General features: G+C 70.4%; 19 protein-coding genes. 10 read left to right on the forward strand and 9 right to left on the reverse strand.

From position 1 onward, the window contains the following. Nucleotides 1–33: 33 nt before the first annotated feature. Genes ACYVIP_RS37500 through ACYVIP_RS37515 form a run of 4 tightly spaced genes read left to right on the forward strand, consistent with a single transcriptional unit; the run spans nt 34 to nt 7,074 of the window. Entirely contained in the window at nt 34–1,650 is a 1,617-nt protein-coding gene (locus ACYVIP_RS37500) for a sugar ABC transporter ATP-binding protein (RefSeq protein WP_460405278.1), read from the forward strand. Then, nucleotides 1,647–2,669 carry an ABC transporter permease gene (locus tag ACYVIP_RS37505; RefSeq protein WP_460405280.1) on the forward strand — a complete coding sequence of 341 codons (1,023 nt, stop codon included), beginning with the start codon at nt 1,647–1,649 and terminating at the stop codon, nt 2,667–2,669. Before ACYVIP_RS37500 ends, ACYVIP_RS37505 begins: the two co-directional genes overlap by 4 nt. Before the next feature lie 3 nt (nt 2,670–2,672). After that, nucleotides 2,673–3,644: a substrate-binding domain-containing protein gene (locus ACYVIP_RS37510; RefSeq protein WP_460405282.1), complete on the forward strand. Its 972-nt coding sequence runs from the start codon at nt 2,673–2,675 to the stop codon at nt 3,642–3,644. A 55-nt stretch (nt 3,645–3,699) separates the two neighbouring features. After that, nucleotides 3,700–7,074: a glycosyl hydrolase family 95 catalytic domain-containing protein gene (locus ACYVIP_RS37515; RefSeq protein WP_460405284.1), complete on the forward strand. Its 3,375-nt coding sequence runs from the start codon at nt 3,700–3,702 to the stop codon at nt 7,072–7,074. A gap of 17 nt (nt 7,075–7,091) precedes the next feature. Here ACYVIP_RS37515 and aroF read toward each other — a convergent pair whose 3' ends face one another. From aroF to ACYVIP_RS37535, 4 genes are all read right to left on the reverse strand, one after another. Then, nucleotides 7,092–8,132, reverse strand: a complete 1,041-nt coding sequence (gene aroF, locus ACYVIP_RS37520; protein ID WP_460405286.1) for a 3-deoxy-7-phosphoheptulonate synthase — start codon at nt 8,130–8,132, stop codon at nt 7,092–7,094. 37 nt (nt 8,133–8,169) lie between these two features. Further along, a complete protein-coding gene (gene aroH, locus ACYVIP_RS37525) occupies nt 8,170–8,532 on the reverse strand; it encodes a chorismate mutase (protein WP_460405288.1) in 363 nt (120 codons plus the stop codon). A gap of 17 nt (nt 8,533–8,549) precedes the next feature. Beyond that, on the reverse strand, nt 8,550–9,341 hold the full coding sequence (locus ACYVIP_RS37530; protein ID WP_460405290.1) for a TIGR03084 family metal-binding protein: 792 nt from the start codon (nt 9,339–9,341) through the stop codon (nt 8,550–8,552). A gap of 88 nt (nt 9,342–9,429) precedes the next feature. Next, nucleotides 9,430–9,759 carry a DUF6235 family protein gene (locus ACYVIP_RS37535; RefSeq protein WP_460405292.1) on the reverse strand — a complete coding sequence of 110 codons (330 nt, stop codon included), beginning with the start codon at nt 9,757–9,759 and terminating at the stop codon, nt 9,430–9,432. Nucleotides 9,760–9,851: 92 nt separating this feature from the next. On the opposite strand from ACYVIP_RS37535, the gene ACYVIP_RS37540 reads away from it, so the two are divergent. Then, nucleotides 9,852–10,595: a TetR/AcrR family transcriptional regulator gene (locus ACYVIP_RS37540; protein ID WP_460405294.1), complete on the forward strand. Its 744-nt coding sequence runs from the start codon at nt 9,852–9,854 to the stop codon at nt 10,593–10,595. Here the strand turns inward: ACYVIP_RS37540 and ACYVIP_RS37545 are convergent. From ACYVIP_RS37545 to ACYVIP_RS37565, 5 genes are all read right to left on the reverse strand, one after another. Then, entirely contained in the window at nt 10,558–11,274 is a 717-nt protein-coding gene (locus ACYVIP_RS37545) for a maleylpyruvate isomerase family mycothiol-dependent enzyme (RefSeq protein WP_460405296.1), read from the reverse strand. The genes ACYVIP_RS37540 and ACYVIP_RS37545 overlap by 38 nt on opposite strands. Nucleotides 11,275–11,276: 2 nt before the next feature. After that, entirely contained in the window at nt 11,277–12,317 is a 1,041-nt protein-coding gene (locus ACYVIP_RS37550; RefSeq protein WP_460405298.1) for an NAD-dependent epimerase/dehydratase family protein, read from the reverse strand. A gap of 18 nt (nt 12,318–12,335) precedes the next feature. Beyond that, entirely contained in the window at nt 12,336–12,806 is a 471-nt protein-coding gene (locus tag ACYVIP_RS37555; protein WP_460405506.1) for a flavin reductase family protein, read from the reverse strand. A 104-nt stretch (nt 12,807–12,910) separates the two neighbouring features. Then, nucleotides 12,911–13,390, reverse strand: a complete 480-nt coding sequence (locus ACYVIP_RS37560) for an acyl-CoA thioesterase (RefSeq protein WP_460405300.1) — start codon at nt 13,388–13,390, stop codon at nt 12,911–12,913. 4 nt (nt 13,391–13,394) lie between these two features. Further along, nucleotides 13,395–19,202 carry a type I polyketide synthase gene (locus ACYVIP_RS37565; protein WP_460405302.1) on the reverse strand — a complete coding sequence of 1,936 codons (5,808 nt, stop codon included), beginning with the start codon at nt 19,200–19,202 and terminating at the stop codon, nt 13,395–13,397. Between ACYVIP_RS37565 and ACYVIP_RS37570 the strand changes: the two genes are divergently transcribed. From ACYVIP_RS37570 to ACYVIP_RS37590, 5 genes are read left to right on the forward strand one after another with little or no spacing between them, the layout of a single operon-like run. Next, the gene (locus tag ACYVIP_RS37570) at nt 19,195–19,491 is read left to right on the forward strand and encodes a hypothetical protein (protein ID WP_460405304.1); all 297 of its coding nucleotides are present in this window, start codon (nt 19,195–19,197) and stop codon (nt 19,489–19,491) included. The genes ACYVIP_RS37565 and ACYVIP_RS37570 overlap by 8 nt on opposite strands. Before the next feature lie 3 nt (nt 19,492–19,494). After that, on the forward strand, nt 19,495–20,322 hold the full coding sequence (locus tag ACYVIP_RS37575) for an AfsR/SARP family transcriptional regulator (protein ID WP_460405306.1): 828 nt from the start codon (nt 19,495–19,497) through the stop codon (nt 20,320–20,322). 27 nt (nt 20,323–20,349) lie between these two features. Continuing rightward, a complete protein-coding gene (locus ACYVIP_RS37580) occupies nt 20,350–21,354 on the forward strand; it encodes a DUF1702 family protein (protein ID WP_460405308.1) in 1,005 nt (334 codons plus the stop codon). A 52-nt stretch (nt 21,355–21,406) separates the two neighbouring features. Then, entirely contained in the window at nt 21,407–22,384 is a 978-nt protein-coding gene (locus ACYVIP_RS37585) for a DUF1702 family protein (RefSeq protein ID WP_460405310.1), read from the forward strand. Continuing rightward, entirely contained in the window at nt 22,384–24,315 is a 1,932-nt protein-coding gene (locus ACYVIP_RS37590; RefSeq protein ID WP_460405312.1) for a CRTAC1 family protein, read from the forward strand. Before ACYVIP_RS37585 ends, ACYVIP_RS37590 begins: the two co-directional genes overlap by 1 nt. Nucleotides 24,316–24,317: the final 2 nt, after the last annotated feature.

A 24,317-nucleotide genomic window follows, 5' to 3' on the forward strand; every position in this document is an offset into this window, starting at 1 on the left:
ATACCGTGCGCCCGTCGGCAGAGAGGCGGGGCAGTGACCGAGACCGAGGAACAACACCGGGTGCCGCTGCTCGAGGTGGCCGGCGTACACAAGAGTTTCCCCGGCGTGCGGGCGCTCGAGGACATGCGCCTTGACCTGCGATCGGGGGAGGTGCTCGCGCTCGTCGGCGAGAACGGCGCCGGCAAGTCCACCCTGATGAAGCTGCTCAGCGGCATCTACACGCCCGACGCCGGCACCTTCGCGTTGGCCGGCGAGCCGCTGCGGGCCACCGGCCCCAAGCACGCGACCGCGCTGGGCATCAGCGTCATCCACCAGGAGTTCAACCTGGTGCCGCACCTGACCGTGGCGCAGAACATCTACCTCGGCCGCGAGCCCCGCCGGGGGCGCCTGCTGCTCGACGAGCGCCGCCTGGTCCGCGACGCCACCGAGTTACTCGAGCGGTTGCACCTGCCGCTGGACCCGAACGCGGCGGTCGGCAGGCTGACCGTGGCCAACCAGCAGATGGTCGAGATCGCCAAGGCGCTGTCCTACGACCCCAAAGTGCTGATCATGGACGAGCCGACCGCGGCGCTCAACGACGCCGAAGTCGCCACCCTTCACGAACTGATCCGACGTTTCGTGCGGCCGGACACCGGGGCGATCTACATCTCCCACCGGATGGAGGAGATCAGGCGGATCGCCGACCGGGTCACGGTCATCCGGGACGGCAACTACGTGGACACCGTGGACGTCGCGTCGACCACCACGCCGGAGATCATCTCGATGATGGTCGGCCGCACCCTGGCGGAGAACGCGGGCCCGCAGGGGGTGCGGGCCGACCGCGAGGTGCTGCTGGCGGTCGACGGCCTGTCCACCAGGGCGACCAGGAACACGACCCAGCTCAAGGACGTCAGCTTCGAGCTGCGTGCCGGCGAGATCCTCGGCTTCGCCGGGTTGATGGGCGCCGGGCGCACGGAGACCGCGCGGGCCATCGTCGGCGCCGACCCGATCACCGGTGGCGTGCTCACGTTGCGCGGCAAGCCGATCCGGGTCACCAACCCGGCGGACGCGGTCAGCCACGGCATCGGCTACCTGTCCGAGGACCGCAAACGCTACGGCCTGTTGCTGGACAAGGACGTCAAGACCAACGTGACCCTCGGGGCGCTGCGCACCAGGTTCACCAGCGGCGGGTTCGTCAACGACCGCGCGGTGCGCACCACCGCCGGCTCCCTGGTCGGCTCCCTGCGGATCAAGACCCCGTCGGTGGACCAGACCACCAAGTTCCTCTCCGGTGGCAACCAGCAGAAGGTCGTCATCGCCAAGTGGCTGGCCAGGGACTGCGAGGTGCTGATCTTCGACGAACCGACGAGAGGCATCGACGTCGGCGCGAAGGAGGAGATCTACCAACTGCTGAACGAACTCGCCGACCAGGGCAAGTCCATCATCATGATCTCCTCGGAGCTCCCCGAGATCCTGCGCATGTCCCACCGGGTGGTGGTGATGAGCGAGGGCAGGGTGACCAGCGTCCTGGACGCCGCCGAGGCGACCCAGGAGAGCATCATGCACTTCGCCACCCTGCGCCCCGACGAAAACCCAGCGGACGCCGAAGAACTCGGCCTGACCCCGACAGAACCGGGCGCGGTAGCAGCGAAAGAGGACCCACAGGCATGACAAGCAACCGCACCCAAGAGGTCGTCGAGCCGGCGGTGAGTGTGCAGTCGGCGCAACCCCCGGGGTTGAACACGTGGTGGCGGCGCAGCGTTCAGCAATTGCTTGCGTTCGCCAGTTTGATCGTGATCTTCGCGTTCTTCTCCTTCGCCAGCCCGTACTTCTTCACCTATGACCGGTTCGTGGTCATCCTGTTCTCCACCGTGGTGATCGGCACGTTGGCGATCGGCACCACGTTCGTGATCATCACCGGCGGGATCGACCTGTCGATCGGCACCGGGATGGCGCTGTGCGCGGTGATGTCCGGGGTGTTCATCGTCAAGCTCGACCTGCCGCTGGGCATCGGCCTGGTCGCGACCGTCCTCTTCGGAGGGTTGATGGGCCTGGTCAACGGCCTGGCGATCGCGTTACTGCGGATCCCGCCGTTCATCGCGACGCTGGCGATGATGCTGGTGGCCGAAGGACTCGCGCTGGTGCTGTCGAACAGCGCGCCGATCTACTTCTCCGACGAACCGGCCTACGCCAAGATCTCCACCGGCAACCTCATCCCCGGGGTCGAGTTCCCCAACGCGGTGCTGGTGCTGATCGTGGTCGCGATCATCGCCGCGGTACTGCTCGGCAAGACCGTGCTCGGCCGCTACACCTACTCCATCGGCAGCAACGAGGAGGCCACCGCGCTGTCGGGCATCGACGTGCGGAAGTGGAAGATCCTGGTCTACACGTTCGCCGGCCTGTTCATCGGCCTGGCCGGCATCATGATCTCGGCCAGGCTCGGGTCGGCCCAGCCGGCCACCGGCATGGGCTACGAGCTGCAGGCGATCGCCGCGGTGGTCATCGGCGGCACCTCGCTGTCCGGTGGGCGGGGCTCGATCGTCGGCACGCTGATCGGCGCGCTGATCATCTCCACGTTGAACAACGGCCTGCAGATCATGTCCATTCCCCAGGAATGGCAGAGCGTCATCCTCGGCTGCGTGATCCTCGTGGCCGTGTACACCGACATACTCCGGAAAAGAGAGGCCTGATCAATGAAGATGCACAAGGCCGGTGCCGTACTGGCCGGCGTCGCCATGGCGCTGTCGCTCACCGCGTGCGGTGAGGAGGGCGGCGGCGCAGGCGGGGACGGCGGCGACCAGCCGTACATCGCCATTGTGTCCAAGGGCTTCCAACACCAGTTCTGGCAGGCGGTGAAGCAGGGCGCCGAGGAGGAGGCGCAGCGGCAGGGCGTGCGGGTCACCTTCGTCGGCCCGCCGACCGAGGCCGACGTCGAGGAGCAGGTCAACATGCTCACCAACGACCTGGCCAAGTCGCCGGACGCGGTCGGGTTCGCCGCGCTGGACAGCCAGGCGGCCGAGCCGCTGTTACAGCAGGCCAAGTCCCAGGACATCCCGGTGATCGCCTTCGACTCCGGTGTGGACAGTGACGTGCCGGTGACCACGGTGTCCACCGACAACAAGGCGGCCGCGGCCGAGGCGGCCAAACACATGGCCGAACTGGTCGGCAACAAGGGCAAGGTCGCGATGGTCGTACACGACCAGACCAGCCGCTCGGGCATCGACCGGCGGGACGGCTTCATGGAGTGGATGGCGCAGAACGCCCCGGACATCGAGGTGCTCGAACCGCAGTACGGCGCGGGCGACCAGCTGGAGTCGGCCAACATCACCAAGTCGATCATCTCCGCGAACCCCGACCTCGCCGGCATCTACGCCTCCAACGAGGGCTCCGCGATCGGTGTCATCAAGGGTGTGGAGGAGAGCGCCAAGACTGGCCTGCGGCTGGTCGGCTTCGACTCCGGCACGGCCCAGGTGGACGCGATCCGGGACGGCGCGATGGCCGGCGCGGTCACCCAGGACCCGGTGAACATGGGCCGGGAGCTGGTGATCGCGGCGGTGAAGGCGATCAACGGCGAGGAGCAGCCGAAGTCCATCGACACCGGCTTCCGTTGGTATGACAAGACGAACCTGGACGACGAGGAGATCACCGCCGTCCTCTACGAGTGACCAGAACCACCGCCCAACCCCATATTGCCTTGCCATGCATGACGAAGGAGTCGTGATGAGCAGCGGACGCTTTCGGGTGCGCACGGTCAGACTGTTGGCGGGCGTGGTGGTGGCGGCCACCGCGCTCGGCGGGACCGCGGTGGTGACCACCACCGCGACGGCGGCCGGTGGTGGTCACAATGGTCGGGACGCCGGGCTGACGCTGTGGTACGACGAGCCGGCCACCGACTGGGAGTCCGAGTCGCTGCCGATCGGCAACGGCGCCATGGGGGCCAATGTCTTCGGCGGCGTCGCGACGGAGTTGTTGCAGTTCAACGAGAAAACCCTGTGGACCGGCGGTCCCGGCTCGCCGGGCTACGATTTCGGCAACTGGCGCGAGCCGCGGCCGGCGGCCATCACGACCGTGCAGGACCGGATCGCGGCCGAGCAGCAGGTCGACCCGGAGTGGGTCGCCGACCAGCTCGGCCAGCCCAAGACCGGCTTCGGCGCCTATCAGATCTTCGGCGACCTCCGGCTCACCCAGACCGAGGACCCGGGCACGGTCACCGACTACCGGCGCGACCTGAACATCGCCGAGGCCACCGCGGGCGTCGGCTACACCGCCGGCGGTGTGCGCCACTCCCGGGAGTACTTCGCCTCGGCCGCCGACGGCGTGCTCGTGGCCAGGCTGTCGGCCGACCGGCCGGGCGCGGTCGGCTTCACCACCGCGATCTCCGCGCCGGACAACCGATCCAGGACGGCGACCGCGGCCGGCGGGCGGATCACCTTCGCGGGTGCCCTGCACGACAACGGGTTGCGGTTCGAGTCGCAGCTTCGGGTGCTCAACGACGGCGGCACCCGCACCGACAACGCCGACGGCTCGGTGACCGTGCGCGGCGCCGACGCGGTGACCCTGGTGCTGGCCGCGGGTACCGACTACGCCCTCACCCACCCGGCCTACCGCACCGGCACCGACCCACACGCCGGGGTCACCCAGCGGGTGGATCGGGCCGCGGCAACGGGTTTCGCCGACCTGCGCGCGGCCCACCTGGCCGACTACCGGGAACTGTTCGACCGGGTGAACCTGGACATCGGCCAGCAGATGCCGAACCTCCCGACCGACGACCTGCTGGCTGCCTACCGCGACCCGGCCACCCCGGCCGCGCACCGCAAGGCGTTGGAGGCGCTGTACTTCCAGTACGGGCGCTACCTGTTGATCGGGTCGTCCCGGCCGGGCTCGCTGCCGGCCAACCTGCAGGGCGTGTGGAACAACTCGACCTCCCCGCCGTGGAGTGCCGACTACCACGTGAACATCAACCTGCAGATGAACTACTGGCCGGCGGAGACCACGAACCTGTCGGAGACCACCGCGCCGCTGTTCGACTACGTCGACTCGATGGTGCCCGCGGGCGAGGTCACCGCGCGGGAGATGTTCGGCAACCGGGGCTGGGTGGTGCACAACGAGACCAACCCGTTCGGCTTCACCGGCGTGCACGACTGGGCGACCGCGTTCTGGTTCCCCGAGTCCGGCGCCTGGCTCGCCCAGCACTACTACGAGCACTACCTGTTCACCGGCGACCGGCGGTTCCTCGCCGAGCGGGCGTTCCCGATGCTCCGGTCGCTGTCGGAGTTCTGGATGGACGAGCTGGTGGCCGACCCCCGGGACGGCAAGCTCGTGGTCACCCCGAGCTACTCGCCGGAGCAGGGCCCGTTCTCCGCCGGCGCGTCGATGTCCCAGCAGATCGTGTTCGACCTGCTGACCAACACCGTCGAGGCGGCCAGGACACTGGGGGAAGGCGCCTTCGCCGACCAGGCACAGTCCACGTTGGACCGGCTGGACCCCGGTATCCGGGTCGGCTCGTGGGGCCAGCTGCAGGAGTGGAAGGCAGACTGGGACGACCAGAACAACGACCACCGGCACGTCTCGCACCTGTTCGCGCTGCACCCCGGCCGCCAGATCACCCCGGCCGATGACCCGGCGCTGGTCGAGGCGGCCAGGACCTCGCTGACGGCGCGGGGCGACGGCGGCACCGGGTGGAGCAAGGCCTGGAAGATCAACTTCTGGGCGCGGCTGCTGGACGGCAACCACTCCCACCTGATGCTCTCCGAGCTGCTCAAGACGTCCACATTGGACAACCTGTGGGACACCCACCCGCCGTTCCAGATCGACGGCAACTTCGGCGCGACCGCGGGCGTGGCGGAGATGCTGCTGCAGAGCCACAGTGGCGTGGTGGACGTGCTGCCGGCGCTGCCCGACCTTTGGGCCGACGGCTCGGTCGAGGGCCTGCGGGCCCGCGGCGACGTGACCGTGGACGTCGACTGGGCGGGCGGCACCCCGACCAGGATCGCGCTGGCCGCCGGCCGGTCGGGTCCGCTCACGGTGTCCTCGGACCTGTTCGCCGGCCGGTACGAGGTGCTCGACGCGCGCGGCAAACCGGTCCGGGTCAAGCGCGACGGCGAGCAGATCACCATCGACGCCAAACGCGGCCAGACCTATGTGGTGCGCGCGCAGGCCTCGGTCGGGGTCAGCGCACCGGAGTTGGTGGTGGCCGATACGGCGTTCCCGGCCGAGGTGACGGTCTCGGCGCTGCACGGGCGGCTGCCCGGCGGTGAGCTGGCGATGCACGTGCCGGCCGGCTGGACCGCGCGGCCCGCGGTCCACCAGGTGCCGTCTCTCCGAAGTGGACAGTCCAGAAAGTACACCTTCACCGTCACCCCGACCGCGGGCGAGGCCGAGTTCGCCGGCCTGCGGGCGGAGTTGACCGGCGCAGGCTGGCGACATACCGGCCGCACCGGGGTGTCGATCGAGCCGCTGCCACCGTGCACGCCAGCAGGCGACGGTCCGCTGGTGGCCTGGGACCCGGCCACCGGGTCCACAGTGGAGGATGTGTCGGCGAACAACCGGGACGCGACCGTGTGGGGAAGCGCGGCCTACGAGGACACCGCGCCGTCGGGTAGCGGCCTGCTGCTCGACGGGCAGAGCTACCTGCACACCGCGCCGACCTCCCTCGGTTTCCTACGCCAGGCCACCTTCGCCGCCGAGGTGCTGGTGTCCGGCGACGGCTACCGCAGGCTGTTCGACTGGCAACCGAGCGGCGACCCGGGCACCGACGGCGTGCTGATCGACCTGACGCCCACCAACGAGATCCGGTTCATCGGCGCCGGCACCGGCACGACCACCACGGCGCGGGTGCCGGCCGGGCGTTGGGTCGACGTGGTGGTCACGATGACCGCCGCGGGCGCGCTGACCGTGTACCTCGACGGCGTCGCGGCCGCTACCGCCAGGGTGCCCGACGAGGGCATCAACGGGTGCGCCACCAGGGAACTGCGGTTCGGCGCGGACCAGGGCGGGGGGCAGCGGCTGACCGGCGCGGTCGACCGCGTGGCGATCCTGCCGGTGGCCCTGGACGCGACGCAGGTGGCCGACTGGCGGGCGCACGCCTTCGGTTGACGGTGAAAGTCCGTGGCTCAGCTCGCCCTGCGCAGGTGGCGGGCTGGGCCCTGCCGTCCCATGTAGCCTGCCAGGTCGGTGACAGTGGTGGCCAACTCCTGCAGGTCCTCCTCGACCAGCGCCTGCGGCCCGTCGCACAACGCGACGTCGGGCTGGGGGTGCACGTCGACGATCACACCGTCGGCGCCGGCCACGATGCCGGCCCTGCTCAACGGCAACACCAGGTCCCGGCGCCCGCCGGAGTGCGACGGGTCGACGATCACCGGCAGGTGGGACAGCCGCTGCACGATCGGCACCGCGGACACGTCCAGCGTGTTGCGGGTGGCGGTCTCGAACGTGCGGATTCCGCGCTCGCACAACACGATGCTCAGGTTGCCGCGCTGGGCGATGTACTCCGCGGCCATCAGCCATTCCTCGATGGTGGCGTTCATCCCGCGCTTGAGCATGACCGGCTTGCCGGCCGTGCCGACCGCCTGCAGCAGCGCGAAGTTCTGCATGTTGCGGGTGCCGATCTGGAGCATGTCCGCGTAGTCGGCGACCATGTCCACCTCGTGCGCGGTGAGCACCTCGGTCACGATCGGCAGCCCGGTCTCGGTGCGCACGTCGGCCAGGATCCGCAGACCCAGCTCACCCAACCCCTGGAACGCGTACGGCGAGGTGCGTGGCTTGAACGCGCCGCCCCGCAGCAGGGTCGCGCCCGCGCGCTGCGCCATTATGGCCGCGGCAAGGGTTTGCTCCGGGGTCTCCACCGCGCACGGGCCGGCGATCAGCGTGAGGTTGTCCGGTCCGATCGGCACCCCGCGTACCCGCACGACCGACCGGTCGGCGTGTTGTTCGCGGCTCACCAGCTTGTAGCCGGTGGACACCCGGGTGACCTGGCCGACGCCGCTCATGGTGGACAGGTTCAGCGTGGCAAACGCGTCCACGTCGCCGACCAGACCGACGATCACCCGGCTGACACCACGGCTCACGAACGCCTGGCCGCCCGCGGTCTCCACCCGGACGACGACGGCATCGATGTCCGACTGGGTGGCTTCCGCCGTCATCACGATGACCATCGGTCCTCCTCTCGGTCAGCCTGCCGGCGCACGCGCCTCAGGCGGCGAGGTCGGGTCGCAGGCCGACGGCGCCACGCAGGTACACGTGGCGGATCGCCGATCGCGGCCGGTCGCTCTGGATGTGTGCGAGCAACCGGATCACCCGGTTCATCGCGTTGGGAACGCCGATCTCGGTGGCACACAACAGGGGTACGTCGGTGAGGCCGAGGTCGCGGGCGGCCTCCGCGGGGAAGCCGCCGCACATGTCCGGGGTCATGGTGAACACCAGACTGATCAGGTCCTCGGTGTCGATGTCGTTGCGGCGCAACATCTCCGTGAGCAGCTCACGGGTTCCGGTGGTGATCAGGCCGGGTTCGTCCCGGTCGACCTGGATCGCGCCGCGCACGGCCCGGACCGCCATCGCCTCGAGTCCCGGTCTCAGGCGGAGAACTGGCCGGGGCGGCGACCTTCGCCGGCCGGTCCGCGGTAGGCCTGGGCGATGTCCAGCCAGGCGTCCGCGTCCTCGCCGACGGCCTTGACGTCGAGGTCGTCGCGGTGGCGGCGGCGGGTGGCCAGCAGGCAGAAGTCCTCGGCCGGGCCGGTGATCCGCTGCTCGGCGTCGGCCGGGCCGAAGGCCCACTCCTCGCCAGCCGGCGCGGTCAGCTCGTAGCGGAACTGGACCGCGGGCGCGGTGAGACCCCGTGCCTGGTAACCGAAGTCCCAGGTGAGGGTGGCGAACCAGGCGAGGTGCCACAGCCGGTCGGTCGGCTCGCGGCGCACGCCAAGCGCGTCGGCGATGTCCTGCCCGTGGGCGAAGCTCTCCATGATGCCCGCGCAGGCCAGCACGGCCGGCGGCAGCGGGCGCACCAGCCACGGCACGACCTGGTTGGGCGGCACCTCGGCCAGCGCGCCGATCGCCCAGTCCCTGGTGCCGCGCCACTTGCCGAGCAGCGCCTCGGGGGAGTCGCCGGCGAACTCGCGCAGCGCGCCGTTCACCGCGCCCTCGAAGTTCTCCGTCGCGCCCGCGGTCATCGCGGTGAACACGTCCGGCTTGGCGGCCGCGGTGCCCGCGAGGCGGAAGATGAAGATCAGGTGGGCGACCTGGTCGGCGACCGTCCATCCGGGAGCGGGTGTCGGTCGGGTCCAGCCGTCGGCGTCGATGCCGGCGACGAGTTGGTCGACCGCGGCTGCCTCGGCGGTCAGGTCGGCGATCACGTCCCGCTCAGTCACGCGTCTGTCCTCTCGCCCGGAATTCGGCTCCCTGTAAGGATGACCGGGCGAGAGGACGGTGTCTTATCCGCACATGCTGGTCTCTGGCCTAGGGGGCGTGCCAGGTGCCGTGCCGGCGGGTGAACTCGTCGCGCGGGCCGATGCCCACGATGCCGAACGAGTCGAAGCAGTTGATCCGGATCTTCATCACCAGGTTGTCCCGGACGATGACGTACAGCTCGTTGGGCCGCTGGAAGTCGTCCACGATCCGGTAGGTGCGAAACAGTGAGCCGTCGAGCATCGCGAACAGCGCCTTGTAGATGGCGTTCAGGTCGGACTGGCGGGCGGTCTCCGCCCACTCGGCGAGCACCTCGATGCCCGTGTCCATGCGGAACTTCGAACGGGGAACCGTGCTGCCGAGCTCGGTGGACTCGTTCATGACTAGCGCCTATCTCTCGTGGGCCTGGGGAGGACCCGTTCCATAACGCTGTTGTACTTTTAAAGATAGGGGCGTTATGTAACACTGTCAAGGTGAGTCCACGGCGAAAAGACCCCGCAGCACGTTCGGAGTTGGTCCAGATCGCGGCGCGCCTGCTGGCGCGGGAGGGACCGGAGGCGATGTCGACCCGGCGAATCGCCACGGAGGCCGGCACGTCGACGATGGCCGTCTACACCCATTTCGGCAGCATGAGCGGCCTGGTGCGGGAGATGGTGCACGAGGGCTTCGGGCGGCTACAGCGCCACTTCCAGCGGGTCGGCACGACCGACGACCCGGTCGCGGACCTCGCGCTGTTCGGCCGGGCCTACCGGCACACCGCGGCCACCGAGCCACACCTGTACTCGGTCATGTTCGGCGGGCTGTCCCTGGCCGGGTTCGAGCTGTCCGACGAGGATCGCCAGTACGGCCGGTTCACGCTGGCCGGCGTGGTGGAGTCCGCCGCGCGCTGCATCGAGGCCGGCCGGTTCACCTCGACCGACGCGGTGCTGGTGGCCCACCACATGTGGCTGGGCATGCACGGGCTGGCCACGCTGCAGATCGGCGACTACCTGATCGACCCCTGCGACGCGGACCGCTGCTTCGAGACCCAGCTGGTGACGCTGATGGTCGGCGAGGGGGACACCGCCGAGGCGGCGGGTGGGTCGGTGCGCGAGTCGGCCAGGCGGTTCCCGGACGAGATCGTCGCCGCGACCGGGACGGTCGACGGCGACGATCAGGAGGCGACTGATGCCGAGCGGGTCAGCCCGCCGACTCCACCGGGGAGTCGGGTGGGCTGAACGGGCCCCAGGTGAACGCCGGCAGCCACCGGTGGGAGTCGCGATCCCAGTCCAGCTCGGTGATCTGGGCGTGGCTGCGCCGTCCGGCGATCGACCGGTAGAGGTCGATCCGGTCCGCGGTGACCGTGGCCGCCGGCTCGCCCTCGCCCAATGTCCACTGTGTACTGCCCGTGGACAGCCGCAGCGCCGGCAGGTTGTGTGCGGTCACGGCGGCGGAGAAGCCGTTCGCGAGCACCTGGAACGCGCTCGCGAACGCCGGGTGCTCGTCGGGCAGCGGAGCCCCGACCGCGTAGCGCAGGTCGAGCTCGTGGGTGAACGCGTCGGTCACCAGCAGGTTGCCCGACCGGCCTGCCCGCTCGGCGAGCAGCAGCTCGACCTCGCCGCCGAGCTGGTCCCACATGCTCAGCAGCTCGGGCACGCCCATGTCGGCAGAGGACGAGGGATGGGTCGACGGCCAGCCGGACAGCCTGCCGATGGCCAGCGCGGCCGAGCCGACCAGGTGGGCGACCAGGTCCCGGACGGTCCACTCCGGACAGGACGGCACGACCGGGTTCGCCTGCTCCCACGCCGCCGGCAGCACCTCGAGCACGTTCTTGCGTACCTGGCGGTACGCCTCGTGGTTGGGCACGCGCGTGCCGCGCAGCGTTGGCCTGCCCGCTTCGTACAGGCTCGTGTCCATGCTCACTCCCGGCCGTCTACTGTGGAATGAATCCGGATGGCCGGTTGGCCGGCCAGCCTGCCGGTCGCGTGCAGCCAGGCGACCGTGTCGGCGAAGGTCTCGGTGCTCGCGCGGGCGGCGATCCCACCTGTCGGCGCGTGCGCGGCCACCCTGGTCGCGCACGCGCAGGTGTAGATCGCGCCGTACTCGGCCGGGATGTGCCATGGCCAGAACCTTTGTGCCAGACCGGCGAGCAGGCCGACCGGCGTCATCGCGCTGGCCGGCAGGCGGATCGCCGGAATCCGCCTGCCGGTGACCTCGCGCAGCGTCGCCAGATAGTCCCGAGTGGACAGATAGTGGCCTGGCCCGAAGTAGCGGCCGGCGCCGTCCCCGGCGACCAGCGCGGCGTGCAGCGCAGCGGTGTCCCGGACGTCACCGAGCGGGAACCCGCCGGTCGGCCAGATCGGCATCAGGCCGCGCGCCGCGTCCCGCAGCCTGCGGGTCTGGTCGCCGAACTTGGGGTCGTGCGGGCCGAGCAGCGCCGGCGGGTAGCTGATCGCCACCGGCGCGCCGGCCGCCTGGTGGCGGCGGGCGACCCGCTCGGCCGCCGCCTTGCTCGCCAGGTAGGGCTGTCTTGCCCGGCCCACCGGCGAGTCGACGTCCAGCGGTACGCGCGGCGACGGGAACAACGCGGCCACACTGGACACGTACACCGTCCGGGCGACCCCGGCCGCGCCGGCCGCGGCGAGCACCACCTCGGTGCCCACCTCGTTGGTACGGCGTAACTCCGCGCGCGCCCTCGGGTCGAACGAGTACACCGAGGCGGCGTGCAGCACCACGTCGGTGCCGGCGACCGCCCTGGCCACCGCTGCCTCGTCGAGCACATCGCCGACGACCACCTCGACCTCGCCCGGCAGCACTCCGAGCGGTGTCAACGCCGTGTCCACAGTGGAGGGATCACGGGCGAGCAGCCGGACCCGGTTGCCGGCGCGCAGGATCGCCGCGACCGAGTGCGCACCGACCAACCCGGTGCCACCGGTCACGCACACCAGACGCGCTGGCATCGGAAACCTCCCGCCGGTTCAGGCACTGCGCGCAACGGACGCGCCGTGATGGTGGAAACCGCCACCGAGGAACAACAGCGGCCGGCCGCCGCCCCGGCTGGCGCTGCGCACCGTGCCGAGGAAGATCGAGTGGTCGCCGCCCTCGTAGACCTGCGCGACGTCACACTCCAGCCAGGCAAGCGACCCGACCAGCAACGGCACGCCCGTGTGCCGGCCGGGAAACCAGTCCACCCGCTCGAACTGCGCCATCCCCGCCGGCCTGCCCTTGCTGGCGAAGTACCGCGCGACGCTCTCCTGCTCGGTGCTCAGCACCGAGACGCCGAAGTGCCGCGACTCGACGATCGCGTCGTGCATCCGCGCGGTCCGCGCGACACAGCACAGCACCATCGGCGGGTCCAGCGACACCGAGGTGACGGCGTTGGCCGTCATCCCGTGTGCGCTCTCACCGCGCGCGGTGAGCACGGTGATCCCGGTGGCGAACTGGCCCATCACGTCCCGCAGCGCGCGCCCCGAGGTCTCCTGCTCACTGCCGGGGCGCAGCACCGCGACCGGCTGCGTGTCGGGCGCACCTGGCCAGTCCGCCCGCCCCCGGGTCACCGTGGATCCCTGACATCAGCCGGTTCGGGTGCCACCGGCGCGACGTTGGGGACACTGGCGTAGGGCGCCAGCGCCGTGCGTAGCGTCGCCGGCACCCTGGCCGGCACGGTGTCGTTGTTGGGCCCACGCATGCACGCGATCCGCTGCCGGCCCCTGGCGACCAGGAAGTCCACTCCCTCCACCAGTTTGACGTAGTCGAAGCTGAACTGGATCTGGGTCTGGGTCAGCTCCTCGAGCTGCATGCGGACCGACAGCTCGTCGAAGGCGGTGATCTCGGCGAAGAACTCGCACTCCACCTTGAGCGTGAACAGCTTGAGGTCCTGCTGGAGCTCCACCAGCACCTGGGGGGCCTTCTCCTTGAGGAACATCTCCCGGCAGCGTCCCTGCCAGCGCAGGTAGTTCACGTAGTAGACGTTGCCGACGAGGTTGGTCTCCTCGAACCCCACCGTGTGGCGGATCTCGTAGTATCCGGCCATTGACTCAGCTCTCCTCTCCCGACAGGACGGCGAAGACCACCGGGTCGGCTATGTCGTTGAGCGTGGTGACCCAGGTGGCGATGCGGGCATCGCCGTCCGACAGCAGCACCCAGCCCTCGTCGTCGATCCGGTCGAGCGTGAGCGCCTGCGAGGTGACCCCGGCCTTGCGCAGGCACTCCAGCGCACTCCAGATCCGGGTCGCGGCAACCGATGCCGACTCGTTCGCCTCGGCGGCGACCAGGTCGCACACCGCGCCCTGCTGCTCGCCGAGCAGGACCGTCCAGTCGGCACGGTCGCGCTCGGCGACCACCTCGATGTCACAGGCCAGCGTGCCGAACCCGGTGGCCACGACCGTCACGCCGGCGCCGTGGGAGGCCGACAGCGTCTCGTCGCCGTCGATCTCGGGCCGGCCGTCGGGCCGGTACCGGATCGTGGCCACCCGGCCGAGTGCCCGGCCCGCCGCGAGCGCGGTCTGCGCCCGCCGGTCGGCCGACTCGAACAACCCGTTGGCCGGATTCGGTTCCACCACGATGGTCCGGCTGCCGCCGAGCACCCGTTCGGTGGCCCGCTCGAGATAGGAGCCGAGTAACGGTGGCGCCCACGGTCCGGCGCCGCCGCGTTTGCGCACCGCGCGCAGCGCCAGGCCCTCCCACCGCTCCACCAGGGTGCCGTCGGTGGTCAGCACGTCGACGTCGTAGACGTAGGTGTCGCCGTCCTGCAGGCGTTCCCTGGCGTCCATCACCACGACCTCGGTGTCCTGGTCGGCCCGGTTGGCCAGGTACAGCTTCTCGATGCCCTGCGGCAGCAGCGTCGCGTCCGGCACACAGCACTGGATCGAGTGCATCACCGCGTCCCGGGTTCCCGGGTCGGCGAGCACGCGCTCCTGGGAGAGGAACGTGGCGAACCACGGTGCCGGCGTGGTGGTGGACAGTTCGGCCACCGCGTGCCGCGCGGCCGCCTTGCGGTAGGACAGCAACCGCTGGAACCGCTTGCCCTGGAACAACACGCCGCCGTACAGCTCGGCCACCGGGTCGACCGGCACCGCCGGCAGCCCGGTGTCGATGCCGCCCGATGGCGCGGGCAGCTCCGGGCGGGGGAAGCGCAGCTGGGCACGGAAGTGGTCGGTGCTGAACGAGGTCTCCTCGCTGCGGATGGCGACCGAGACCGTGCCGGCGTCCCGGCTGAGCGCGACCATGCGGATGGTGGTCGAGCCACCGGGACGCACCACGATCGGCCGGAGGAACTCCACGTCCTCCAACAGCGGCGCGCTCGGCCGGCCGGTGAGCGCGGTGGCCACCTGGGTCATCGCCTCCATCCCGATCACCGCCGGGAACAGCAGGTCGCCCTCGAGCAGATGGTCGGCAAGGTACGGGTCGCTGCCCGCGGTCAGGTCGGCCTCGGTGACCAGCTCGATGCCCGGGTAGTGCACCCGCACCCGGTCGATGAACCGGGTCAGCGGCAGCTCCTCGGCCTCGAAGTTGATGGTGGGCAACCCGGCGGCCCGGCCGCTCACCACGAGCACCGGCCCGGCCGACGGGTCGGCGAGCACCCTGCGCAGCACCGCGAGCCCGTTGTCCAGCGAGATCGGGGTGATGCCGTCGCGCATGAGCGCCTCGACCACGCCCAGCTTCTCGCCCATGCCGGCACCCGACCAGACCGACCACTCCAGCGCGAGCACCCTGGCGTTCGGGTGCTCCTGTCCGAATCGGACGGTCAGTTCGGACATCCAGTCGTTGGCGGTCGAGTAGTGCGCCTCGCCCCGCAGCCCGGCCCGGCCGATGATGCTGCCGAAGGTGACCAGCAGCTTGAGCCGGTCGGCGGCCACCGCGTCGAGCACCGCCCGCAGGCCGGCCACCTTGGGCGCCAGGGTCTCCTGGAACCGTTGTGCGGTCAGGCCGGTCAACGCGCTCGGCTCGTTGCGGCCGGCGCCGTGCAGCACCGCGGTCACCTGGCCGAGCTCGGCCTCGAACCGGGCCACCGCGGCGGCGACCTGCTCAGGAGAGGTGACGTCGGCGCGTTCGTAGCGCACCTCGATACCGGCCGCGACCATCCGCGACAGGTTGGCCGCCACCTCCTCGTCGACCGCCGGGTCGGCCCGGCCGAGCAGCGCGAGCTTCGCGCCGGAGTCCTGCGCCATGGCCAGCGCGCACTCCGCGGTGATGCCCTTGGCGCCACCGGTGACCAGCAGGACGTCGCCGGCCGCCAACGGGGTCGCGCCGGACGCCGCGATCTCGGGCAGCGACCGCAGTACCGGCACCGTCCTGGTGCCCTCGGCGGTGTAGCGGACCTCGGCGAAGCCGGCGGTCGCCGCGACATCGCCGACCACCCTGGAGACCGCGGCCTCGATCTCGGCCGGGCCGGTGGGGGTGGTGTCGGCCAGGGTGATCACCGTGGTGCGCACCGATGGGTGCTCCAGGTGCAGTGTCCTGGCCAGCCCGGACGCGCCGAGATCCTGCTGTACCACGACGAACCGGGTGTCCGGTGTGGACACCGCCTGCTGGCCGGCACGCAGGAACAGGTCCACGAAGGACTCACCGCTGGCCGGCAGGCACAGCAGCACGCCGTCGCCGACGCCCGCGTCGACCAGTGCGGCCCGCAGCCGCTCGGCCAGCGGGTGGCCGGGCGGGGTGTGCAGCGACCAGGTGCCGCCCGAGCCGAGCCCGATCGGCAACGACGCGCGGGTGGCCGGCAGGTAGTCCACCGAGAACGGGCGGACCCACGGCGCGAAGCCGGGGATCTGGTTCGGCCCGGTCGCGCCGTCCTGCGCGGTCTGGTCCAACTGGTCGATCATGTCGGCCAGCTCGCCGAGGGTCACGGTGGCGAAGTTCGCCGTCGCGGCCAGCGCCGGACGGCCGAGCTCGCGGGTGGCCTCGTTGACGATCTGCCCGACGGTGATCGAGCTGAGGTGCAGGTCGTCGAGCGGATGGGTCTGCGCGGTGATGGTCTCCAACGGCAGCTCCACCCGCTCGGCCGCCAGCCTGCGCAGCACGTCCAGGGTCGCGGTCGACTCACCGTCGGCCGCCGTCGCCGCCTGCGGTGCCGCCGCCTCCTGGGCGGCGTCCACCGCGAGCCCGGCGGCGATCTCCGGGGCGGTCTCGCAGGGACTGGCCAGGAAGTTCAGCGCGGTGTCCTCGGTGATCGGCCGCACCACCCGGTCGGCGAACAGCACCGTCGGGTCCAGCGCCACCCCGGCCGTGTAGGCCGCGCCGGCCACCGCGAGCAGCGGGACCAGCGAGGAGCTGTCGGTGTCCAGCGCGAGCACCCTGGCATCGGGCACCGCCTGGGCGACCAGCCCGGAGAGCACCCGGCCGGGACCGACCTCGACCACCAGGTCCGCGCCGGCGACCGCGGTCGCCGCCGCCTGCTGGAAGCGCACCGGCCGCACGACCTGCTCGACCAGCAACGCGCGCAGGTCGGTCGCCGGGTCGAGCGGCTCGCCGGTCACCGTGGAGACCACGGGCCTGGTCGGCGTGCCGAGGTCGAACTCGGCCAGCCGCTCGGCCATGGCGTCGGCCGCCGGTTGTACGAGTGGCGAGTGGAACGCGTGCGACACGTTGAGCCTGGTGGCGGTCAGGCCGCGGGACCTGGCCAGCGCGCACACCTCGTCCACCTCGTCGGCCGGGCCGGCGATGACGGTCTGTGCCGGGCCGTTGTAGCCGGCGATCACCACGTTCCGCTCGCCGGTCAGCGCCTCGACGGTCACCGGGTCGGCGGCCACGCCGGCCATCGCGCCACCGGTCTGGCTCGCCCTGGCCATCACCTGGCCGCGCACCGCGGCCAGACGCAGCAGCGCGCCGCCCTCGATCGCGCCCGCCCAGGACAGCGCGGTGAGCTCACCGAGACTGTGCCCGACGACGATGTCCGCGTCGATGCCCAGCGTGTGCAGCACCCGCAGCCCGGCAACCGAGCCGGCCACGATGCGCGGCTGCGCGACCTCGGTGGCCACGTGATCGCCGGTGGTCGGCACGGCCTCGTTGCCGAAGACGTTCTCGGCGGCGACGAACCGGCGCCGGATCGCGCCGACCGCGTCCCGCCCGGATCCCTGACCGGGGAACAGGTAGGCGATCCTCGGCGCGGTCTGCCGGTGGTCGAGGAACACGCCGTCGGCCGGGGCGAACAGGCTCGTGCGTCCGGCGGCCAGCTCGTCGGCGATCCGGCCGAGCCTGCGCGCGGCCTCCGCCGGGTCGCCGGCCACCACCGCGGCGCGGTAGGGGCCACCGGTCTGCTCGACCGCGAGCGTGCCGGCCAGGTCGGTGAGCTCGGCGATGGCGAGCTTGGCCACCAACTCGGCCAGCTTGGTCACCCTGGCCAGCAGGCTCTCGGCGCTTGCCGCGTCGATCAGCAGCAGGTCGGCGTCCTGCCGGCTGGCGACCAGCGCCCTGGTCTCCCGGGGCAGTTCGGTGCGCCGCTCCCGGCTGGGGCTCTCCTCCAGCGCGATGTGCGAGTTGATGCCGCCGAAGCCCATCGCGGACACGCCGGCCCGCACCGGGCTGGTGGCCGGCCACAGGGTCGCGGCACTGGGCACGTACATCGCCGCGTCGGGCGCGGTCAGCTTCTCGTGCGGGTCGAAGTGCCCGGTCGCCGGCGGGATGACCTGGTGGTACACCGCGAGGGTCGCCTTGATCAGCCCGGCGATGCCGGCGGCGGCCTTGGTGTGGCCGAAGTTGCCCTTGATCGTGCCCAGCGCGGCGGGCGCGGCGGTCGGATCGGCCGCGCGCCGTGCGCCCGACAGCGCCTCGAGCTCGGTGGCGTCGCCAAGCGCGGTGCCGGTGCCGTGGCCCTCGAAGTAGGACACGGTCTCCACGCCGTAGCCGGCGCGCTCGTAGGAGCGGCGCAGCGCGAGCTGGTGGCCGGCCGCCTCCGGCCGGGTGATGCCACCCTTGCCGTCCGAGGAGATGCCCCAGCCGGTGACCGAGGCGTAGATCCGCAGGTTGCGTGCGATGGCCTCGCTCTCCCGCATCAGCACGACCATGCCGCAGCCCTCGCCGGGCCAGAAGCCGTTGGAGTCCTTGTCGTAGACCTTCATCTCGCCGGTCGCGAGTGCCCCGGTCTTGGCGAACCCGATCACCTCGAACGGGTCGATGGACAGGTCCACCCCACCGGCGACGGCGACGTCCAGGTCGCCGTCCACCAGCGCCTTGGCCGCGGTGGAGATGGCCAGCAGCGACGACGAACACGCGCCGTCGACGGTGAAGCCGCCGCCGGCGAGGTCGAAGTAGTTGCAGATGCGTCCGGCGATCGTGTTCGCCAGCCCACCGGCGAGGGTGTCCTCGTCGATCGGCGGGAACGGCGCCTTGTACTGCGGTTCCAGCTCCCGCAGGAAGGTGCCGGTCTCCTCGGCGGTCCAGCCCTTCGCCCCCAACGCGGCGGCGATCGTGCGCCGCACGTACGGCCAGCGCAGCCGCATGATGTTGGCGCGGGAGAACTCACCGGTCAGGCTGTTGCCGAGGATGACCCCGGTGGCCCGCTTCGGTAGCCCGTCGGCGGCCGGGAAACCGGCGTCGGCGAAGGCGCGCGCGGCGGTGTCGAGTGCCAACCAGTGGGTCAGGTCCGTCGACCGGTACGTGCTTCCGGCGATCTTGTACTTGACCCGGTCGAACTCGAAGTCGCGCAGTACCGCGGCCCTCGTCGAGTAGAATCGGTCCGGCGCGTGCGGATCGGCCGACCAGTAGTCCGCCTGGTTCATCCGCTCATCGGGCAGCCGCCGGAAGGCCCTCCGTCCGGCGAGTACGTTCTCCCAGAGCTCTTCCGGAGAAGTGGCGTCCGGATAACGCAACCCAATGCCTACGATTGCGATCCGCTCGTTGCTCACGTTCACCGCCTTACGGCCAGAAAGAAATCAGGACGAACGGCACGCGGAGTTATGGCGTGGCCCGTCCGGTGACAATCAAAGCCTGCAACAGCGGTTATGGGTGCAACTACTCCCGTTGTGCGCTGCGCGCGCTGTGCGCTCGCAGAGCACGATCGGCATGCCCGGCTACTTCCCGGATGCGGTTCCCGGCGACCGGTGGACGACAACCGATCCCGGCGCATTTCAGGAGATTGCGACGCTGCTCGCTCGCCTTACTCTGCCATCAGGTGTATCGGGTGAAATGAGCTGACTAATGCGAGCTGAAATCAAAGTACTCGGCTCACTTGAGGTCGCCTTCAACGGCGTCTCGGTGGTGCCGACGGCGAGCAAGCCGCGCCAGCTCCTGGCGATGCTGGCGGTCAACGCCGGCCGGCTGGTGACCAGCACGGCGCTGATGGAGGAGCTGTGGGGCCAGGCCGCGCCGCGCAGCGCCCCCAGCACGCTGCAGACCTACGTGCTCCATGTCCGCAAGCTCATCCGGGCCGCGTTACCCGCCGACCAGCACCATCTGGCGCGCGACATCCTGGCCACCCGGCACACCGGGTACCTGCTGCGGGCCGATCCGGAGGTGGTGGACGCCACCCGCTACCTGCGGCTGGCCGCGGCCGGCCGGATGGCGGGCGCGGCCGGCGACTACGTCGCGGCCGAGCGGTCGCTGTCCTCGGCGCTGGCCATGTGGCGGGGCCCGGTGTTGGTCGACGTGACCGCCGGGTCCCAGCTGGAGATCGAGACGATGCGGCTGACCGAGACCCGGCTCACCGACCTGACCATGCGCATCGACGCCGATCTCCATCTCGGCCGCCACCACCAGCTGCTCGGCGACCTGGCCGCGTTGTGCGCCCGGCATCCGTACATGGAGAACTTCCGCGCCCAGTACATGCTCGCGCTGTACCGGTCGGGACGGTCCGGTCAGGCCCTCGAGGTCTACCAGGAGATGTGGGCGATCATCCGCGACCACCTCGGCGTCGACCCGTCGCCGCGGCTGCGCCAGCTGCACCGGGCGATTCTCACCGGGGACGCGATCGTCGACGATCCCAAATTCATGATCAACGCCTGGGTTCCGGACGCTGTGGCCAGTTGAGGCCCCGCTGTTGAGGAGAGAGAGCACATGGCCATTCTCGGCACGCTGCGCAGACTGGTGCTGACACCGAAACTGCGCGCGGTCACCTTCGCCCACCGCGGTTTCCCCGGTGCCGACTCGCCGGCCGCGCCGCACCTGGAGGCCATTCCGCAGTCGGTGATCTGTGGCTTCGAGTGGGGCATCGAGCACCGCACGCTGTGGGACGTCGAGCGGCGCCTGGAGACGGTGTCCCCTGAGCTGCGCGGGTTCGCCTACGAGGGCGCGGCGATGGCCTACTCGGTGCGCGACGCGATGGCCGGCGGGCGCGGCAGAAAACCCTCGTCCAAGGCGAAGGCGCTGCTGTTGGGCACCGGTGCGCCACACATCTTCCTGACCTACATCGGCATCGGGTTCGCCATGGCCCGGCTGCCCAGGGTGCTGTGGCGCGACATCCTGCCCGACCTCGGCGGCTCGCCGTACTACCCGACGATGAGCTGGCTCGCGGTCGACGGCTACGGGTTCGACCGCGCCTACTTCGACACCAGGAAGATCGTCGACGAGCAGCGGCCGCTCAAGCCCTACCCGTGGACCGGCAACGCCGACTACTTCCCGCGCGCGGTCGACCAGGGCATCGGCCGGGCACTGTGGTTCATCAACGGCGCCGTACCCGACCGGGTGACCTCGGCCGTCGAGGCCTTCGCCGAGCACCGCAGGGCCGACCTGTGGAGCGGGGTCGGGCTCGCGGCGACCTTCGCCGGCGGCTGCTCGGCCGAGGGGCTCGGCCGGCTGCGCGCGGCGGCGGGCGGTTATGCCGACGAGGTCGCGCTCGGCTCGGTGTTCGCCGCGAAAGCCCGTACCTACGCCGGATTCGTGCCCGAGCACAGCCGGCTGGCGACCACGGCGCTCACCGGTCTTTCGGTGGCCGACGCGGTCGCGGTCGCCGATGCCACCGAGGTGGCGCCGGCGGCGACCGGTCCGGCCGGCGAACCGGCCTACGAGGTGTGGCGGGAACGGATTCGATCGAATTTCCGCGCCGTGGCCAAGGCCGCGTGACAGTTTTCTCCAAAATAGCTGGCACATTATTTCACTCGTAAAGGGGAGTGTCTTGGGTAACGGCTGGCGCGCACTTCGGCGCAAAATACTGACCCCGAATATCTCGGAAACCTCCCTGGTGAAAAGGGGATTCCATCGAAAGGATCCGGAGTCGCAGGCCCTGCTGGAGAAGATCGGCACGCTGTTCATCGGCGGCTACGCGGACGCGGTCGAGGCGAGCTCGGTGGCCGACGCACAGGCGCGGCTGGCGGCGGTCGAGCCCCGGTTCCGCGGCTTCGCCTACGAGGGTGCCGGCATGGGCTACGGCGTGCTGGACGGGCTGCCCTTCGGCCACGGCCACCACAACGACGACTTCCTCGCCGGTCCCGCACAGGACCAGGTCTACATCGTGTACTGCGGCATCGGCTGGGCGATGGCCCGGCTGCCCCGGTTCCGGTGGCCCGCGCCGGACAGCCTGGACCCGTTGCTGCGGTGGCTGGTGCTCGACGGCTACGGCTTCCACCAGGCCTACTTCAAGACCAAGCGGTACGTGCACGAGCACTACCAGGACGCGCGTTTCCCGTGGCCCAACGACGAGTCGCGCGGCTATGCCAACCGCGCGATCGACCACGGTATCGGCCGGGCGCTGTGGTTCGTCGGCTGTACCGACGTCGACGAGGTGGTGCTGCTGCTGAGCGCCTACCCCCGGGAGCGGCACGCCGACCTGTGGGCCGGCGTCGGGCTGGCCTCGACCTACGCCTGCGGCGCCAGCCAGGACGACCTCGTCCGGTTGGCCGACCTCGCCGGTGAGCACCGGCCCCAGCTCGCCCAGGGTTCCGCGTTCGCCGCGGAGGCCAGGGTGCGCGCCGACCTGCTCATCCCGGCGACCGAGCTGGCCACGAAGGTCCTGTGTGGACAGGACCCGGCGACGGTCGCGCGGGTCTGTGTCGAGACCCGGCCAGCACATGCCGAAAACGGTGCCCTGCCGACCTATGAGCTGTGGCGGCAGCGCATCGCGAACGAGTTGGTGTCTCTTGGAGGTGTGAGTTAATGACCACGACAGTGGGTTGGCTGCGCAGGCAGCTACCTGGGGTCATCGCCGTGATTGTGGCCGTGGTCGGCTACCTCGTGGTCAGCCTGCCCAGCGTCTCGGCTGCCGAGCAGGACCGCGTGGCGAGCCGGTACGGGTTCACGCCGATGACGATCGCGTTGCCGGAGGCGGACAAGAACCAGACCATCCGGCCGGTGAACAAGGAGTACGAGAAGATCCAGGGCTGGATCTCCTCGGTCGGCGCGGCGATCTCGATCAACGACCTGGACGGCGACGGCCGGTCCAACGACCTGTGTCTTGTGGACACGCGCACCGACCAGGTCGTGGTCACACCGACGCCAGGCGAGGGCGGTGACCGCTACGCGCCCTTCGAGCTTGACCTGTCCCCGTTGCCCACCAACGACCACATCGCGCCGATGGGCTGCACCCCGGGAGACTTCAACGAGGACGGCCGGATGGACCTGCTGGCCTACTACTGGGGCCGCACCGCGGTGGTCTTCCTGGCCAAGCCGGACGTGGACGAGTTCGGTGAGTTCGCGTTCCTGCCGACCGAGTTGGTGCCCAACCCGACGGTGATCGACGGCGAGTACGCCGACGCGCAGTGGAACACCAACGCGGTCGCGGTCGACGACTTCGACGGCGACGGGCACGTGGACATCTTCATCGCCAACTACTTCCCGGACAGTCCGGTCCTCGACCCGACCAAGGACGGCGGCGTCGAGATGAACGACGGGCTGTCCAACGCGAAGAACAGCGGCAAGAAGATGATCTTCTGCTTCCTGGAGGCGTCGGCCGACTCGGTGAAGTTCATGCAGGCGCCGGACTCGGTGTTCCCGGACGGCGCGCAGTGGGGGTGGACGCTGGCCGCGGCCGCCAACGACCTCGACGGCGACCTGCTGCCCGAGCTGTACATCGCCAACGACCACGGCGTGGACCACCTGCTGTTCAACAAGTCCAAGCCGGGCAGGATCGAGTTCGGCGGGGTCAAGCAGGTCCGCACCCCCGGCGTGCCCAAGTCCAAGCAGGTCGGCAACGACTCGTTCAAGGGCATGGGGATCGACTTCGGTGACCTGAACCACGACGGCGTCTACGACATGTTCATCTCGAACATCACCACGCCGTGGGGGATCCAGGAGTCCAACCTGCACTTCTTGTCCACTGTGGACAACCAGAAGGACCTGCGGGCCAAGCTCTCGGCCGGCGAGGCGCCCTGGCTGGACAAGAGCGGCGAGCTGGGCACCGCGTGGTCGGGCTGGGCCTGGGACGTGAAGTTCGCCGACTACGACAACAACGGCGATCCGGAGATCACCCAGACCACCGGTTTCGTCCAGGGCGAGGTGAACCGCTGGCCGAACCTGCAGGAGCTGGCCACCGCCAACGACAGCCTCGTGGACAACCCGGTGTTCTGGCCGAACGTGGAGAAGGGCGACGACCTGGCCGGCGACCAGACGCTGCACCTGTTCGCCAAGAGCGAGGAGGACGGGCGGTACTTCAACGTCGCGCCACACCTCGGCCTCGCGGTTCCGGTGCCCACCAGGGGCATCGCCCAGGCCGACGCCAACGCCGACGGCCTGGTCGACTTCGCGGTCGCCCGGCAGTTCGCCGCGCCGGTCTTCTACCAGAACACCAGCGAGTCCACCGGCGAGTACCTCGGTCTCAAGCTCTGCCACGAGGACGGCTCGCCGGCCGTCGGCGCACAGGTCGAGGTGACCACGGCCGACGGCAGGAAGTTCATCCAGCGCGTCGACGGTGGCAGTGGCCACGCCGGCAAGCGCACCACCGATGTCCACATCGGACTGGGTGAGGTCGACGGGGACGTCGATGTCAACCTGCGGTGGCGGGACCGAGCAGGCGAGACGCACGAGCAGGATCTCGACCTGAGCACCGGCTGGCACACCGTCCTGCTCGGCAGCCAGGCCAAGGAAAGGTGAGC

The organism is Actinophytocola sediminis, assembly GCF_054779715.1.